Genomic DNA, 16627 nt, shown 5'->3' on the forward strand with positions numbered 1-16627 from the left:
GCCACTACCCCGCCGACACGGCGACGGCGGGTCACGACGCCACCTGTTCGTTGGCGTCGGTGTGTCCGCGTGCGCGGTCGCGGTAGCCGCGGCGGGCGGCATGCTCGGCGGTGATGAACGCCTCGACGTCGACACCGCCGTCCGGCGACCGGTGCGGGAACGTGTCGGGGACGTACCCGCACCCGAGCAACGGGGCGAGCGCGAACGCGTGGTCGTAGATCGGTTCGAGATCCCCGTCGTCGAAGAACTCCGTCTCCTCCGTCGACACCGCCACCGGCACCGACTCCCGCAGGCCCATCCGCCGCGCCTTCTCCCTCGCCGCCGCGGTCCACGCGGCGAGGTAGGCGTCGGTGTCCGCGGCGTAGAGCCGGTCGACGGCGACAAGCTCGGCACCGAGCTCGGTCACCGCCGAGGACGGTAGGTCGGCCGGCCGCATCGCCGCCCGGATGCTCGTCCGGTCCCGGTGCCACAGTTCCTGGATCCCGTAGTCGGAGAGTTGTTGGTCGCGGGTCTCGAGGTAGAGCACCACCGGCGCCGTCCGCTTCGCTAATGGCAATTGCGGGTCGGTCCCGAACGCCGCCAGTGCGGCGACGTGCTGCGCCGACTCGGACGGCGGCGACGCCGCCAGCAAGGTGTCGGTGCCGCCCACGTTCGCCGCCGCCGACGCGGCCGCGTGCTCCAGCACCGCGGCGACGTCCACGCTGCGAGTCTGCGCGATGCGGGTGAGGACGGAGGAGATCGCGTGCGCCGCCTGGTCGGGGTGGTCGGGATCCGCGAGGACCGATTCGGTGGACCCGACGATGTTGCGCGTCGGCCGTGCCGGACCGTTGCCGTCGACGGTGACGAGTTGGATCATCACGTCGTCGACTCCACGGTCGGGGAGCGTCTGCACCTGGTGGCGGATGAACTCGTGCGCGCCGACGTCGTCGACGAACACCCCGTGCGCCAACGGTGTGCGGCCGGGTTCCCCCGCAGGGGTGCGCCGCCACACCGTCGCTTCGACCGCCGTGGTCGCGCCGGTCATGCGGTCGCCTGCTCGTCGACGGCCGCGCCGTCGCTCGGTGCGGTGTCGACCGGTGACGACACCGTCGGTGTCGTGGGGGTTGTTGCCTTGCTGCGCCGGGGGGTGCTGCGGCGACCGGACCGGCGTGGTGCGGCCGGGGTGGGGAGGCCGGCGGCCTTGAGCTCAGCGGCGGTCCATCCGGCGGCGATCGCGTCGCGGTACGCCATTTCGAATGCGGTGTCCGCGGTCGCGGCGGCGTCGCGTGCGTCGGCGACCGCGGAGTGCGCGGCGGCGGCCTCGGTGGCGGCGTCGAACAGCGTCTCGACGAACCGAGTGCGGGTGTCGATCGCCTCGCGAGCGCGAGCGAGGACAGCGGACTTGTCGAGCGAGGTGATGGCAGACATGAGGGCCTTTCGAGATGGGAGCGTCGACCGGCACACGCAACCGAACACACACGACTGGTGGAGCTGCCGTGCGGCGGTGGTGCCGGTGGTGATGGACGCTCGACCGTGACCCTCATCGACGGTCGAACACGGACGACTCTAGATCATGACCCCAACATGTGCACGGCCGCGCCGCGCACATGTCCGCCGGGTCAGTAGTAGCGGCGCGGGTAGACCCCTCGGCTGCCGTTGCCGACGGACCCGCCCAGCAATGCCAGAGGGATCATGAACGCGAACACCACAGCGATGAGCGCGAACACAGCGGCCCCCGCGACGAGCGCGGCGATGACGGCACCGACGACGGCGATGGTGCCGAGCCAGATGATCGCACCGGCGACCCATGCGAGCGGCCCGGTGCGATGTTCGGCGACGTACTTGATCCCGAGGATGAGCAGTCCGACGCCAGCCAGGGCGAGTGGTGTGAGCATGGTGAGTCCTCCCGGTCGGGGAGTGCACCACAAGGTGCGGCGCACGTGTCGTGATCCGCTGTCTACCGCAGCGGTACGACAGCGCACTAGATTCGACGCTCCGCGAGATTGCCATCAAGCAGGAAGTCGCCTGCTCGACGCCTGGGTGTCTCGCTGACCATGTCCAGAAATTGGTGCCCATCGGCAACGAAAGCACCTGCAGTGGTGCTAGACCGCCGACTCGGATGAGTCGGGGACATCGGCGGAGTGTGGGACAGGATTCGTGGTCGTCGACAGTGAGGCATCGTCTTTTTGCGCCGGACCCGGCGCGGCGAACATGGCGAGCAGCGTGCGCGCTTCGCCGAGTGTGAGGCCGGCCAGCGCAGCGGCCGCGGTGAGCGTTCCCTCCCGTTTGCGGATTGCGGAGAGGGCGCCGGCCTGGCGGCGGCGGGCAGCCTCGACTTCCTCTGCTGCGGTGAGGAACTCGGTGAGCGAGTCCATGTTCGCCCTGTCGCGCTCGGCGCGGGAGGCGAGGACTTTGCGTCCCGCCTCGCGTGCACGGGCGCGCGCGGCGACTCGAGATGAGGTGGACGACATGTCGGCAAACCTAGCTTGTGCGCCGACCGACGCGACCTCACCCGCATAGCGAATCCGCCATCTGACGCATTGAATTCGCTTTTCAAGCGCGTCGATTTAGACAGATGTCCGACCCCGCCTATGTAAATCCCCCACACCTCATGCACTAAGGCCGTAAACGCTGCTTTCGCTGGTAGGGTCCGCGATTGTGATGGGTCTGCACAAGCTGACCGCCGGGGACGGGTACGAGTACTTGACCCGGCAGGTCGCTGCTGCTGATTCCACAGAACGTGGAGCCACATCGCTGGCCGATTACTACTCCGAGAAAGGCGAGTCTCCGGGCCGCTGGGCCGGGGCGGGCTTGGCCGAGCTGGGCTCGGTCGCCGAGGGGCAGCAGATTTCCGAGGCGCAGATGAAGGCGCTGTTCGGCGAAGGGCTGCACCCGAACGCCGACGTGATGTTCGAGATCGCGATCGCCCGGGGCGCCTCGCAGGCCGACGCGGCGCGCGCCGCCCGGTTGGGTCGAGCGTTCAAGATCGACTCCGGCGCCACCGCGTACCGGGTGGCGTGCGCGGAGGCGTTCGTCGAGCACAACCTTGTTCGCGGCGAGAAGTGGAACGCGCCGATCGAGACGGCCGAGCGTGCGCGTCTGCGCACCGACGTCGGCACGAGGATGTTCACCAAGGAGTTCGGGCGACCGCCGGCCGACGAGCGGGAACTTTCGGGGTGGGTGGCGAAGATCGGCCGCCAGAAGACCACGGCTGTCGCCGGCTTCGACCTGACGTTCACGCCGGTGAAAAGTGTGTCCGCACTCTGGGCGGTCGCACCGCGTGAAGTCTCGCAGCAGATCGAAGCGGCGCACGAGAACGCGATTGCGGCCGCCGTGCAGTACCTGGAGAAGCACGCCTGCTTCACCCGCGTCGGAACCGGGGGAATCGCGCAGGTCGATGGCAACGGTCTGATCGCCGCGCAGTTCACCCACCGCGACTCGCGCGCCGGGGATCCGAACCTGCACACGCACGTCGCGATCAGCAACAAAGTCGCCACCACGTTGCCCGACGGGACGACGAAGTGGTTGGCGCTCGACGGGGCCGCGCTCTACCGAAACAACGTCCCCGCCTCCGAGGTCTACAACACCGTCCTGGAAGCGCAAATGCGCGAACGAATCGGTGTGCGGTTTACTGAGCGCCCGTCGGCGGATCGGTTGAAGCGACCCGTGCGCGAGATAGACGGCATGGACGACCGGCTGGCCGAGCGCTGGTCCTCGCGCAGCGCAGCGATCAAGACGCGCACCGCCGAGCTGGCCTGTACCTTCCAAGCCGATCACGGACGCGAACCGTCCGCCATCGAAGCGATCTCCCTCGCGCAGCAGGCGACGTTGGAGACGCGCGCGGCGAAGCACGAACCGGTCAGTCACGCCGAGCAGCGCGGCGGGTGGCGCGGCGAAGCGGTGGAGATACTCGGCTCGGAGGAGGCGCTGTCCGAGCTGGTCTCCTCCATCACCGGACGCGCCGCGGGCGCACCGTCTACGGACTTCGATGCGCCGTGGGTCGGCAGTGTCGCCGACGACGTCGTGGCCACGGTCTCGCGTGCCCGTTCACGCTTCCTGCGACACAACATCCGCGCCGAAGCGGTGCGGCAGGTGCGCACCTACAACCCGCCGACCGAGCGCATCGACGCACTGGTCGAAGCGATCACGGACGCCGCGTGCGCGGAAGGAACCTCGATCGACCTCTCCGGTGCCGCAGACGTGGATCCGGCGGCCGAGATCGCACCGCAGGCGATGCGACGACGCGACGGACTCGACGTCCACACCCGGCACGAGTCGCAGTTGATGACCACCGCCGCCGTGCTCGACGCCGAGGCGCGCATCGTCGCCCTCGCACAGCGCAACGACGGTGTCGCCGTGGACGACGAGCATGTGGAGATGGCGTTGCTCGAGTCCACGGCCAACGGCCGCGACCTCAACGCCGGACAACGCTCGCTGGTGCGGGCGATGGCCACCTCGGGTGCGAAGTTGCAGCTCGCGCTCGCTCCCGCCGGCACGGGCAAGACAACTGCGATGAGCGCGCTGACGCGGTCGTGGCAGAACGCCGGTGGCCGTGTCGTCGGATTTGCGCCGACGGCCGCGGCCGCCGCCGTGCTGCGTCAGGACATCTCGACGACGACGGACACGTTGGCGAAGTTCGTCGACATCACACGACGCCTCCGCGACGTCCGACCGGTGACGGTGCCCGCCTGGTACTCCGCGATCGGGGACAACACTCTGGTCATCGTCGACGAGGCCGGCATGACCGGCACCCTCGACTTGGACGAGGCGGTGTCCGCCCTCGCCGACCGCGGCGCGACGGTCCGGTTGATCGGCGACGACCAGCAGCTCGCGTCCGTCGCATCCGGCGGTGTGCTGCGCGACATTCACGACCGCGTCGGCGCACTGTCGCTGTCCCAGGTGGTGCGTTTCCGCGACAGCGCCGAAGGTGCCGCATCGCTCGCACTGCGCGACGGCGACGACGCCGCGCTCGGCTTCTACATCGACCACGGCCGCGTCCACGTCGGCTCCATCCGCGCCGCTACCGACGACGCCTACACCGCGTGGACCGCAGACCGGGATGCCGGCAAGGACTCGATCATGCTCGCCCCGACCCGTGAACTCGTCGCCGAGCTGAACACCCGCGCCCGCACCGACCGACTAGACGCATCCGACACCTCTGTCGGCCGGGAAGCGCCCCTTGCCGACGGTCTGTTCGCCAGCATCGGTGACACCGTCCGCACCCGATCCAACGACCGACGCAACCCTCTCTCGCAGACCGACTGGGTTCGCAACGGCGACCGCTGGATCGTCGAGGACGTCACCGTCGACGGCGCACTGCTCGTGCGGCACCTCGAACTCGGTCGCACCGTCACCCTCGACGCCGACTACGTGCAGAGCGCGACCGAACTCGGCTACGCCGGAACGGTGCACTCCGCGCAGGGCTCGACCGCGGACACCTGCCACGTCGTCGCCACCGGAGACGAGACGCGTCAGCTCGCCTACGTCGCACTCACCCGCGGCCGTCAGGAGAACCACCTATACCTGGCAACGGCCTCGGAGGGTGATCTACACACCGCGATGACCGAACGCGGGCTGCTCCCACCGACCGCGGTCGACGACCTCCGCACGATTCTCCGCCGCGATGGTGCGCAGGTGTCGGCGCACTCAACGTTGGCGGGCGCGAACGACCCGCACCTGAACCTCTCACCCGCCGCACGCGCCTACGACCACTCCGTCGCCGCCGGCGCAGAGGCGCACTTCGGCGCCGAGGTGATGGCCGCGGTCGACGTCGCCGCCGAGGAGGAAGTGCCCGGTCTGACCGACGAGGCCGCATGGCCGACGCTGCGAGGGCACCTGGCCGTCATCGGGGCGAGCGGCCGCGACCCGGTTCGGGCGCTGCGCACCGCAGTGCGGTCCAAGGAACTCGGTTCCGCACTCGACAAGGCGGCGGTCCTCGACTTCCGACTCGACCCCAAGGGGCAGCACTCCGCCGGCGTCGGGCCGCTGCCGTGGCTGCCGTCTGTGCCGAAGGTGCTCCGCGACAAGCCCGAGTGGGGCGCATACCTCGACGCCCGCGAGCAGTCGGTCACCGCGCACCGCGACGCCCTCGCAGCCGACGTCCGGACGTGGACACCGACGACCGCCCCGGTGTGGGCGCGCGCGTTCCTCGGCGCCGACACCGACACTGCGCTGCTGACCGACCTCGCGGTATTCCGCGCCGCCCACGACGTCGACCCCGCCGATCGTCGACCCACCGGACCCGCGCAGTACGCCGCTGCGTCCCTCGAGGCCCAGCGCACGCTCGATCGACGAGCCACGAAGGTCATCGGGTCCGGCAACGACGCCGTCGGTCGGTGGCGACCGTTCGTCGACGAGCTCGACCATCACATCGCCCGCGACCCGTACTTCCCGGTCCTCGCCGACCGCCTGTCCGCTGCTGCCCGTGCCGGCATCGACGTGCACGCCCTGGTGCGGGACTCGCTCGGCCAGGCACCGCTGCCGGACGAGCTTCCCGCTGCCGCCCTGTGGTGGCGTCTGTCGAGCGAGCTGTCGGTGGCCGCGCTCGAGGCGGACGGCACCGGCTCCGACCTTGACCCGTCGTGGGCACCGGTGCTGACCGAACTGGTCGGCATGAATGCCGCTGTGCGCGTCATGTCCGACCCGTCCTGGCCGGCGTTGGTGGCAACCGTCGACGCCGCCGACCCGAGCATGTGGACGCCCGGCCAACTGCTCGGCACCGCCTACGAGTTCCTGCACGGCGGCATCGACCCGGTCGATCACGGACTGACCATCCCCGCGCACGAGCTTGCCCAGGCGCTCACCTGGCGCGCCGAGATGCTGGTGCGCGAGAACCACCTCGCCCGCACCTACATCGGCCCCGATGTCGAACCGCTGTCCGTCGAGGACGAGGAAGCCCTCGCACCCGTCGACGAGGCGATCGGCGACACCGCGAGCGACGTCCTGCCGCCCGAGTTCGCCGATCCCGGCACGCTCCCCGCAGCCGTCAACGCCGCAGGGCCGGTCGACGACGCGTCCCCGTCGATCCCCGACGGGATGTACGCAGACTACCTCGCCTCCCTCGACGCCCTGGACGCACCGAGCGAATACGACGACGCACCGCCGCCGGAGTACGACGGCTACGACACCGAACCCGTCGCCGAGCCGAACGCCGCCCCGCTCGATACGGAGTTCAACGTCGAGGTCGAGCACGACCCCGCCGTAGTGGACCCGTTCGACGCGATGCTCGACGACGCCAGAGTCGCCCTGCCGTATCCGACGGTCACCCGCGACGAACGCATCCGGCTCCTTCGCGCAGACCTCGACGAGGCCACCGCCAAGCACCGGGCGCTGCGTGCGGCGATCGCCGACGGAACCAGCCCCGCGATGGCGCACAGCGCACCGCAGGTGATCGAGATACGGGAACGGGCCGACCGGCAGAAGCCGGCGCGGGTGGCGATGCTCAAGGCCCGCAAGGACTGGACGGACGCCGCGTTCGAGGCCGAAGCGCTCTGGCACCATATCGACACCGCCGTCCGCGGCGACGTCGCCGCAGCCGTCGCGGCCGCCGGCGACGACGACGCCCGACTGCTCGCCCAACGCACCCTGGACTGGGAGATCTGGCGCGCCGGATACGCCGACGACGCCGCAGCCGTCGCGCGTGCCCGCGCCGAGGTCGCCGCCACCGAGTACGAGCGCGTGGCGGCTGCTGACGGGGGAGCGGTGACCAACATCGCCGCCCGCGGCGCCGCGGATGACATCGACGCCGGTATCCTCGCCGACTTCAAGGCCGAGGCCGGGCGCATCGAGTCGGCGCTGTGGCGTGCTGAGGCCGCTGCTCGGCGTGAGGCGATGGAGGCACCCACTCAGGTGCCCGTCGTGGACGCTGAACCTCCACTGGACGTGGCAGGAGAGGACGTCACGCTCCCCGAGACCGTGCAGTCGGCAGCGCCCGCAGTCGAGGAAGCGGCAGAGGCCGAGCCGGAGGTTGCCCTGTCGGCGGCCGACGCCGAGCTGCTCGCGCGGATGGAACAGGATCCGATCCGCCTCGTTCCGGACGCAGATCTCGCTACGTTCGTCGACCGTGCCGGTCGCGGACGATTCGAGCCCACCGTCGTCGCGGACACCGAGAAGCTCCACGCCCACCTCGTCGAGCAGGCCGCGGCCATCGCTGACGCCCGCGAACTCGACGCCGAGCTGCGCCGCATCACCGCAGACCACGATGCAGCGCGCACCGAACACGCCACGCTGTCCGACCGGTTGGCCGGGGCCAAGCGACGCGATCGCAAGACACCCGAACCCGCCGTCGAGGACGCCCGGACACGCGTCGACCGCCTCGCCCGCCAGGTCCGCGACACGACGCGCGCCGCCGCCGACGCGGCCGGCAGGGTGCGGGCCGAGACGAACGAGTGGGCGGCGATCACCGCCCGCGCCACCGATCCGCAGCGCCGCGCCGCGGACCTCACTGCCGCTGCCGTCTTCGACAAGGCCACTACCGAACAACGCCGCCGACTACGTGCCATGACGCTCGCGACGGAGCGTCACGACGCCGAGCAGCGCCTCCGTGCCGTCAACGCCACGACCCGCGCAGCGGAAGCGTCAATGATCGACGGCGTCACTGACACCGAGAATCGCACCGCCACAGCCGAGGCGGCTCGACAAGGCGCGGAACGTTCCGTCGGACGTCTGCTCGCGGACGCACCCACCACCGGCCGCAGTCACACTCCCACACATGACGGCCGCTCACGCCCGCAGCACGAGGCTGACTCGAACGAACGCCGATACGACAACGATCACGGGCTGTAGTCCGGCGTGAGCTCTGTTGCGACGTCTGAGCGCCCCGGAGAAATCAAAGTTCGGGAGCTGTTTCTTTCGGCAGAACGAAAGACCTCACTGTTGGTCCGTCGTTACCTGTGGGTATACCGAAGGTGGTTACTTGAACTTCCGTATTGCCGTCTGCATCAGTTGATCGAAGCAATTCCACTTGACCGCTTCGTGCTTGATAGGAAAGAAGCTGAGTCCGACCCGACGGTGACGAATTGTCCTCTGGCGCTACTCCCGACGGAGTCAGGGCGGCACTGCACAGAGTGCGGTATGCGGCAAGATCGTCACCGGTGCGTCCTGCTGTGAGATCGTTTGCAAACATCGACAACCCTTGCCATGCCCAAGCGTCGAAGACCACCCGCTGTGCTCCTCCGTCGACGAGAACTATTAGTCGGTCGGTCTTCGGATCGGTCACCCCCGAGACTCTTCTGCAAGAAAACATGGCGGCAGGTGGTAGTGCAGCACCGAACATCGCTCCAGCGGCATAACCCCACCCTTGGTCAATCTGCTCCCGGTAAGCGTCAGTCGCGCCGCCCGTCCATGATTCCCATTGGCCCTTGAGTCCGTCGTCCCAGGCTCCACCGTTCTCGGTAATCAGGGTTGCCATGATGGAACTCGACAGACTCGAGACCCAGTCCAACCCGAAGGTAAGGGCAGCTGAACCGCTGGGTGCGGCGATAGCGGCGCATCCGGTCGCCACGGGCACCGCCACTCCGGCACCGAGTGCAACTGCCCCGGTGTACTTAAACGCATTCCTTCGGGACATCTCCATGACTATCGCCCACCTGTTCGTCGGAGGGGCATCATAACGAGTCTCCCGGATTCGCGCACGGACACCATGACAAACGGGATTTATCCTCGAAGCACCAGATCACGAGTTCTCGGATACTCACGAGTGTGCCGAACTGTTCACTCCACCTCCGGCCCGGTATCGCGGCCGGGCTCGTTAGGGTCCGGCGGGCTTCGCCAACCGTTCTCGGTACGTCCCGTGTCCGGGCCGCGGTACTCCGGTGGATCCGACAGTCCCCGGCGAGGGCGGCCCGGGTCTGCAACGTCGGTGCCAGGCGCGTTCGATTGCGTGCCGGCCCGCACCTCGGCGTCGAGTTCGGCTTGTCGCATCATGGCGCGGACGTCGTCCGCGGTCTCCATGCCGAGTTCTTCGACGAGCGCCGGGGTGGGGTTGAGCATCAGTGACCAGCCTTCCTCTCGTCCCTTCGCTGCGGCTCGCTCTGCGCGGGCCTCGTTGCGGGCAATGGCTTCAGGACTGGACTCAGACTCCTTGATCTCGCGCCGTATGCGCGACACTTCGTCTGAGAGGTCCTTGAGCTGGCGGGCTTTGGGGAAGTCGGAGAGTTCCGTCAGCTCCAGGGTGTCGAGGCGGTGGGCGTCACGGTCGAGATCGCGCTGGGATTTCGCCAGGTCGGTGTCGACGGTGTGGGCCATGTTCTCCACGCGGGTGAGCAGGCCGAGCGCGTGTTGGCTGCGGTCGCTGTCCCCGATGCGCGCATATAGCGCCGCGGCGTCGATGGACTTCATGGACGACCCGAGCGCGGAGAACGAGAGGTACAGCGAGTTGTCCTGCGCGGGGCGCCGGGCCTCGATGGGGAACCCGCTCATCTCTGCCACGATGACCGACTTCGTCAGTCCCTCTCCCTTGAGCGATACGTGCGTGGCTTGCATCGCCGTCACCATCGCGACGGCCGCCTCGTTTCGCTGTCCGTAGAACCTGCCGCGCACGGTGATGCCGGGCCACTGTTCGGCCTCGCGCCGTGCTCGCAGTTTCGGTGCCGCTTCTCCCAGCATGGCGATGCGCTCGCGTGCTCGCGGGACCTCCCGGCGCAACAGGTCGCGGTCACGTTCGATGGAGCGTTGCTCGGCGAAGTGCGAGTCGGCCTCGGACTGGAGTTCCTGGAGTTGCGAGTCCAGTTCGATCTGCCGGATGTACCGATCATCGCCCGTGGCGAGGGCTTTCGTCATCGCCGAGTTCTCCGCGAGAGAGTCCGAGTCGAGGTCGACCACCCGGCGCATCGTGCGGTCGGCCTTCTTGAGCTGTTCGATGAAGTGCGCCTTGCGGTGCACCGTTTGCCACATGACGGTGTCGAACGTCTTCTCCGCGACGTAGTTGAACACCTTCACGTGTGCGTTCTGGTTGCCCTGCCGGATGATTCGGCCCTCACGCTGTTCCAGGTCCGCCGGTCGCCACGGCACGTCGACGTGGTGCAGCGCGACGGCGCGGTCCTGAATGTTGGTGCCGGTGCCCATCTTCTCGGTGGACCCGAACACCACCGACACCCGACCGGTGCGGCACATCTCGAACAGCCGCGCCTTCTCCGACGGCTTCGGGTAGTCGTGGACGTAGGCGATGCTCGCTGGGTCCATCCCGCGGGCGATCAGCTCCTCGCGGATGCCGTCGTAGATCGACCATGAACCGTCGGTTTTCGGGGTGGAGCGGTCGCAGAACACGATCTGCAACGCCCCCGGTGTCGGGTGTGGTTCTCCGCTGGAGTCGAGGTAGGTGTTCTCGCGGGTGTCGTTGTGCACGGAGAGAATCCGCTCGGCGACGATGTGTGCCCGTGAGTTGGCCGGGGGAGCGGCGTCGAGGTGCGCCACCCTGGGGTCGAGGGTGGCGTTGCGGCCGTCGTTGGCGACCTTGAGGGAGTTGTCGATGTCGGGCCGCTTGGCGTCGGCGTTGTCGGCGCGGTAGCCGAGGTCGGCGATGAAGTCCTGCACCTCCAGGGCGGGGGTGAACGTGACGTCGGTGTTGCGGCCGCCGTCTTTGACCGGCAGGTTCGCCGGCACCTGATCGCGTGTCACGGCGTCGGTGTAGACGCTGGTCATGCCGATGAGGTCACCGACGTTGGTGAACTCACCGACCCGGGTGACGGCTCGCAGCCGCGATCCGGAGGAGTTCAGTTCGACGCGCTCGACGGTGTCGGTGAATGTCGACCCCCAGTCGTTGATCTGCCCGACGCCGGCGTCGTCGAGCAGGTCCGGGCGTAGGTAGTGCTGCATCACCCACAGCTCGGCGAGTGAGTTGGCGACCGGGGTTCCGGTGGCGAAGGTGGCCACGCGCTCGGTGTACTCCTCGGGTGGGATGCCCTTGGTGATCGCTTCCTCGCGCCGCATCGCCCGCAGGTAGTTGAGTTTGAGGTCCATGTCGGTGGCCCGGTGCGACCCTTCGTTGGCCAGCTCGGTCACCCCGGAGGCGCGGGCGAGGTTCTTGAACTCGTGGGCCTCGTCGATGAACAGGTAGTCGCACCCCGACGCCTCGAAGGTCAGCCCGCGGTCCTTCCCGGCCTGTTCGAGCGCCGTGTTCAGTTTTTCCTCGAGCTTGGCCTTCATCGCTTCGAGTCGCTTGATGGTGAGGTCGTTGTCGGCGTCGACGAGCTCCGCGCTCAGCGACTCGACCTGGGCGCGCATGTACTCGGCCTTCGTGCCGGGATCGACACCGATCGAGGAGAACGCCGAGCGGGGCACGATGACGATGTCCCAGTCCTGCGACGCGGATTGCGCGACGAGCAACCGGCGCCCGTCGGCGTCGGTCGCCGCGGACCCGGAGAGGATCCGCGCACCGGGATACCACTGGCCGGCCTCGCGGACGACCTGGTCGATGATGTGGTTGGGCACCACGACCCACGGCTTGTCGGCCAACCCGAGGCGCTTGAGCTCCATCGCCCCCATCAGGATCGTGCCGGTCTTACCGGCCCCGACGACGTGATCGAGCAGCACCGTCGGCTCGGAGACGATCCGGGCGGCGGCGTTGCGCTGGTACGGATACGGCGCGTACTTCTCCCCGAGGCCGGGGAAGCTCATGTGCTCACCCGAGTGGACGGGTGCGACGAGGGAGTTGAACTTGTCGTTGTAGATGTCGAGCAGCAGCTCGCGGCGTTCCTCGTCCGCGTGCAACGCCCACTGCCCGAACTCCTGCGACACTCGCCGGGCCTTCGACTGCGCGGCGCGGGTCGCCGCGTCGTGGACCGCCGGTGCGCCGGCGGATTCCTTGAACTCCGTGGAGCTGGCGATCTCGATGGGATCGCTGTTGAGCAGATCGGTCAGCAGTTCAGGCCAGTCGTAGTCGCCGGCGCGCATACCGGCGTTGCTGATGCCGCGGTCTTCGGCGGGGCGGTGCTCGAAGTTGAAGCTGGTCGACCACTGCCCTTTCTTGGGTACCTGCGCCCATTTGAGGTTCTGAGCGCGCATTCCCTCGTAGCTGCCGACGGACAGCGACCACCGTCCCGACGCGCGTTCGATGGTGACCCTCACGTCGTCGGGCACCTCGAAGGTCTCCCGGACGAACCGGGTGTAGACCTCGATCGGCACCCACGGGGCACCGAGGGAGACGTCGACGTCGGTCTTGCGCGGCGGGATCACCGCGGTCAGCGCGTCGGCGTTGGCCTGGTAACGCGGGTCCAACGCGGCCAGCTCCTCGGCGTCGGCAAGCTTGCGGCGCACGTTGCCGGAGAGGTAGCTCGACGCCGACACCCACCGCGTCGGGTCGCTGAGGGTGCGGAACGCGCGGCCCTCCATCGCGGTCTCGGCCAGCTCGGTGGTCGTGCCGAGCAGTTCGGCGATGCGGCCGACGTCCAGGCGGGCCTGTTCGTCGAGGCTGATGGCCATCGCTTCGTCGACGGTGTCGGCGTGCGTACGGAGCTCGCGGGAGTGCAACACGTCGGTGTGGAAGATCGCCGCCTTGCGGGCGGTCCTGGTCTCGTCGTCGAAGTGCTCCAACGCGAGAACCTGAGCGAACGTGGGATCGGTGCGCAGAGCCCTGCCGAGGTGGTTCTGGAGCTTCGTCGGTGACTTGGGGTTGATCCATGCGTCGTCGGAGAGTCGGTCGTAGACGTCCTCGGGAATCTCCCCGGCGTAGGGGTCGCCGGCGACGCCTTCGTCCTTGCGCCAGGTCTCGATGAGCTTGTCGAGAGCCTTGTCGTGCTGCGCTTCGGTGAGGTCCTTGGGCACGGTCATGGTGAAGCGGTTGATCGGGCCGTAGCGGGCGACGTAGGCGTCGTACTGCTCACCCAGGATCTCCCGCAGGGCTTGGCGTTCATTGGTGCTGGTGTTGCCGTCGCGCTGAGCGGTGATGAGCGCGTGCGTCGTGTCCCGCAGCGAGAGCAGTTCGCCCCATTCGGCGACCTGCTTGGCGCCGCGGGTGTTCACCGTCTCCCAGGTCAGCGAGTCCCAGCGTTCGATGGTGCCGGCCTGCTCGTCGTGCCGCAGTGTTCCGACCGCCAGCTCGTCCTCTTTGACGCGGCCGACCGCGAGGAGGCCACGCTCGAAGTCCTCGCGGGTGGGACCGAGGGTGTCCCGCCAGGAAGCGGTGTGACCGAGACCCGCGTCCTTCGCGGTGTCGACGATCGCGGCGAGCGAGTCCTCGACCAGCGTCGGCAGGTCGGCCCCGGCGCGGGCGGCGACGGACAGGGTGTCCTCCCCGTACATCCCGTGCCCGACCCGCAGCTCACCGAGCACCCATTCGGGGTGATCGGTGTAGACGGCGTTGATCGGTACGCCTTCGTCCTCGCCGGTGTCGTCCAGGGCGGTGGCGTTCTCGAGGCCGAGGAATCGCTCGGTCAGCGGAGCGGGTTTCTTGCCGTCCTCGCGGCGACGCAGCACGAGAATGTCGGTGACGACCTCCGTGCCGGCGACCCGTCGGAATGCGTTGGACGGCAGCCGGACCGCGCCGACCAGGTCGCCGAGGGCGGCGATGTCGCGGCGTGCTCGTTGGTTCTGCGCGTCGAGGGTGTAGCGGGAGGTCAGGACGGTGACGTACCCGCCGGGGGCGGTCAGCGCCAGCGACTTGACGATGAAGTGGTTGTGGATCGAGTGCTTGGCCTGGTTGTGCACCGGGTCGTAGAGCCGGTAGTCACCGAACGGCACGTTGCCGATCACCGCGGTGAACGAGCCCTGCGGGACGCTGGTCTTCTCGAACCCTTCGGCGCGGATCTGCGCCGACGGGGACAGTGCCGCCGCGATCGAGGCTGTGGTGGCGTCAAGCTCGACACCGACCATCTGCGCCGACGCCGGGGCGTGGGCGATGAATGTGCCCGCACCGCACCCCGGTTCGAGCACCCGGCCGCCGGAGAACCCGGCCCGGATCGTGGCGTCCCACATCGCGGCCGCGATCGCCGGGTCGGTGTAGTGGGCGTTGAGGATGGTGCGCTGCGCCTGCCCCCACGCCGTGTCGTCGAGAAGGTCGCGGATCTGCTCGCGTTCGGCCGCCCAGTCGGGGCGGCGAGGGTCGAACACCTGCGGGGTCGCGCCCCAGCTCGACCAGCGGGCCAGCACCGCTTGCTCGGCTTCGGTGGCGTAGCGGTCCTGCGCGGTGATCGCAGCCAGCGTGCGCAGAGCGTCGATGTTCGCCGTCACCCGCGCTTTCGTGCCGGACGGCACCAACACCTGTGTGCCCGGGCGGAAGTCCACAGGATCGACCGTCCACATCGCGTCGGCAGGATCGGCGGCAGCCGGCTCGACCGTGTCCACGATCTCCACCGCGGCGTCCACGGTGTCCTCGACTGCGGTCACCACCGGCTCGGTCGTGACCGTGTCGGCCACACGCTCGTCGGCGGGTTGCGTCACCTGCGGGGCCGCGCCGATGAGTTGATCGACGCGGCGGCCGTCGATGGACAACAGGTGCCGGTTCTGGTTGCCGAAGCTCACCGCGGCCGCGTGATCCTCGCGTTCGAGAGTCTTCTGGTTCTCCTCCGGGATCAGGGAGATATCGCTGTCGCGGCGCATCCCCAGCAGCGCCTCGGTGATCTGGTCGTCGGTCAGGGTGCCGGCGAGGTCGGCGCGGATACGCACCAACCGCACCGACGCCTCGTCCTCCCGCGCGAGCCGCCCGTAGGCGTCGCGCACCAGCTCCGCCGGTGTCGGAACGGCGGCGGGCATCGGGGTGGGGGCCGCTGTCGGGACCACGGCAGGGGCCGGTGCGGCGGTCGTGGCCGTAGCTTCGGCGACGAGCTCGGCGGGATCGCGCGGCGCGGGCAGCGGTGAGGCACCGATGTCGGCCCCGGTGGGGTCGATCGGTGCGGCCCCGTCGGCGTCGAACGCGAACAGGTCCAGTTGGGCGTCGTTCTCGCTGCGGCGGGTTACTTTCCGCTTGCCGCGTACTCGGCCACCCTCTCGTCGAGCAGGCTCGTGAACGATGGATACAGCGGGTGTTCTCGGGACGTCGGGTACGGCTGGTCGTCCTCGATCCTCGCCTGCAGAAGGTGCACTGCGTAGTAGCGGAACCTCGACGGCTTCTCCTCCCACAGCAGGTCCTGCAACTGCCGCGTCGAGGTCGCCGGGTCCTCGCAGTTCACCGGCTGGCGCCACCGTTCCGGGTTGCTCCTGTGCACCTGGATCCGCGCTCGGTCCCGCTCCGCTTCCGTTTCCGCGCTCTCCTGGTCCGGCGGATACGCCTCCATGTCCTCCGGGAGCTTCCCGTAGATCTCCTCGTTGATCACGAAGTCCGTCGCCTGCGCCCACGCCTGATTGATCAGACCCACCTGCTCCGAGTGTGGAGCCGGGTGCCCGTTCTCCCGCACGTACCGGGTCAGCACCTGGTCCTGCATGTGGACCTTCATGTTGTCGATCCGCTCCGCGATCCGCTCGCTCTCCCTCTCGAGGAACTCCTGCTGGTCCTCCGGGCTCAGCTCCGTCGGCAATCCCACGTGCTCCAGGTAGAGCTTCATCACGTCCTGCGTTGTCGGGTCGATCATGGGTGTCACTGTCCTCTCCGTCGGCGAACAAATCGAGCTGGTTGTCATCTGAGTTCTTGGCCACGAGATCGCGCTCCTAGTCGGCGGTACGTCACCGGCCGCGGCCACCGCGCACGGTGGGGGCCGTTATCGTCGTCGTCGGCCGG

The 16627-nt window shown here is 68.7% G+C and carries 8 protein-coding genes; 1 reads left to right on the forward strand and 7 read right to left on the reverse strand.

All coding sequences use genetic code 11. The features are described 5' to 3' along the window. Positions 1 to 31: 31 nt before the first annotated feature. From RU01_RS17245 to RU01_RS17260, 4 genes are all read right to left on the reverse strand, one after another. Positions 32 to 1024 (reverse strand): hypothetical protein, encoded by a 993-nt coding sequence (locus tag RU01_RS17245; RefSeq protein ID WP_042575816.1) that lies wholly within the window; start codon positions 1022 to 1024, stop codon positions 32 to 34. Next, positions 1021 to 1407 (reverse strand): hypothetical protein, encoded by a 387-nt coding sequence (locus tag RU01_RS17250; protein WP_042575817.1) that lies wholly within the window; start codon positions 1405 to 1407, stop codon positions 1021 to 1023. Before RU01_RS17250 ends, RU01_RS17245 begins: the two co-directional genes overlap by 4 nt. Before the next feature lie 191 nt (positions 1408 to 1598). Continuing rightward, positions 1599 to 1874, reverse strand: a complete 276-nt coding sequence (locus RU01_RS17255; RefSeq protein WP_042575818.1) for a hypothetical protein — start codon at positions 1872 to 1874, stop codon at positions 1599 to 1601. A gap of 207 nt (positions 1875 to 2081) precedes the next feature. Continuing rightward, on the reverse strand, positions 2082 to 2450 hold the full coding sequence (locus tag RU01_RS17260; RefSeq protein ID WP_042575819.1) for a hypothetical protein: 369 nt from the start codon (positions 2448 to 2450) through the stop codon (positions 2082 to 2084). A 190-nt stretch (positions 2451 to 2640) separates the two neighbouring features. Between RU01_RS17260 and mobF the strand changes: the two genes are divergently transcribed. Continuing rightward, positions 2641 to 8763, forward strand: a complete 6123-nt coding sequence (gene mobF / locus RU01_RS17265; RefSeq protein WP_052493337.1) for a MobF family relaxase — start codon at positions 2641 to 2643, stop codon at positions 8761 to 8763. Between the two features lie 43 nt (positions 8764 to 8806). On the opposite strand, the gene RU01_RS22940 is transcribed toward mobF, so the two are convergent. From RU01_RS22940 to RU01_RS23405, 3 genes are all read right to left on the reverse strand, one after another. Beyond that, entirely contained in the window at positions 8807 to 9388 is a 582-nt protein-coding gene (locus tag RU01_RS22940; protein ID WP_156148971.1) for a hypothetical protein, read from the reverse strand. 302 nt (positions 9389 to 9690) lie between these two features. Beyond that, on the reverse strand, positions 9691 to 15924 hold the full coding sequence (locus tag RU01_RS17270) for a helicase-related protein (protein ID WP_231568757.1): 6234 nt from the start codon (positions 15922 to 15924) through the stop codon (positions 9691 to 9693). Beyond that, positions 15867 to 16481 (reverse strand): hypothetical protein, encoded by a 615-nt coding sequence (locus RU01_RS23405; RefSeq protein WP_042575820.1) that lies wholly within the window; start codon positions 16479 to 16481, stop codon positions 15867 to 15869. Before RU01_RS23405 ends, RU01_RS17270 begins: the two co-directional genes overlap by 58 nt. Positions 16482 to 16627 lie beyond the last annotated feature (146 nt).

It is taken from the genome of Rhodococcus sp. MEB064 (assembly GCF_000834565.1).
Lineage (GTDB): Bacteria > Actinomycetota > Actinomycetes > Mycobacteriales > Mycobacteriaceae > Rhodococcoides.

What these genes read in the sequence shown, in the direction of transcription:
- RU01_RS17250 (WP_042575817.1), bottom strand. Translation starts at nt 1,407, where the DNA reads ATGTCTGCCATCACCTCGCTCGACAAGTCCGCTGTCCTCGCTCGCGCT.
- RU01_RS17255 (WP_042575818.1), bottom strand. Translation starts at nt 1,874, where the DNA reads ATGCTCACACCACTCGCCCTGGCTGGCGTCGGACTGCTCATCCTCGGG.
- RU01_RS23405 (WP_042575820.1), bottom strand. Translation starts at nt 16,481, where the DNA reads ATGATCGACCCGACAACGCAGGACGTGATGAAGCTCTACCTGGAGCAC.
- mobF (WP_052493337.1), top strand. Translation starts at nt 2,641, where the DNA reads ATGGGTCTGCACAAGCTGACCGCCGGGGACGGGTACGAGTACTTGACC.
- RU01_RS17245 (WP_042575816.1), bottom strand. Translation starts at nt 1,024, where the DNA reads ATGACCGGCGCGACCACGGCGGTCGAAGCGACGGTGTGGCGGCGCACC.
- RU01_RS22940 (WP_156148971.1), bottom strand. Translation starts at nt 9,388, where the DNA reads ATGGCAACCCTGATTACCGAGAACGGTGGAGCCTGGGACGACGGACTC.
- RU01_RS17260 (WP_042575819.1), bottom strand. Translation starts at nt 2,450, where the DNA reads ATGTCGTCCACCTCATCTCGAGTCGCCGCGCGCGCCCGTGCACGCGAG.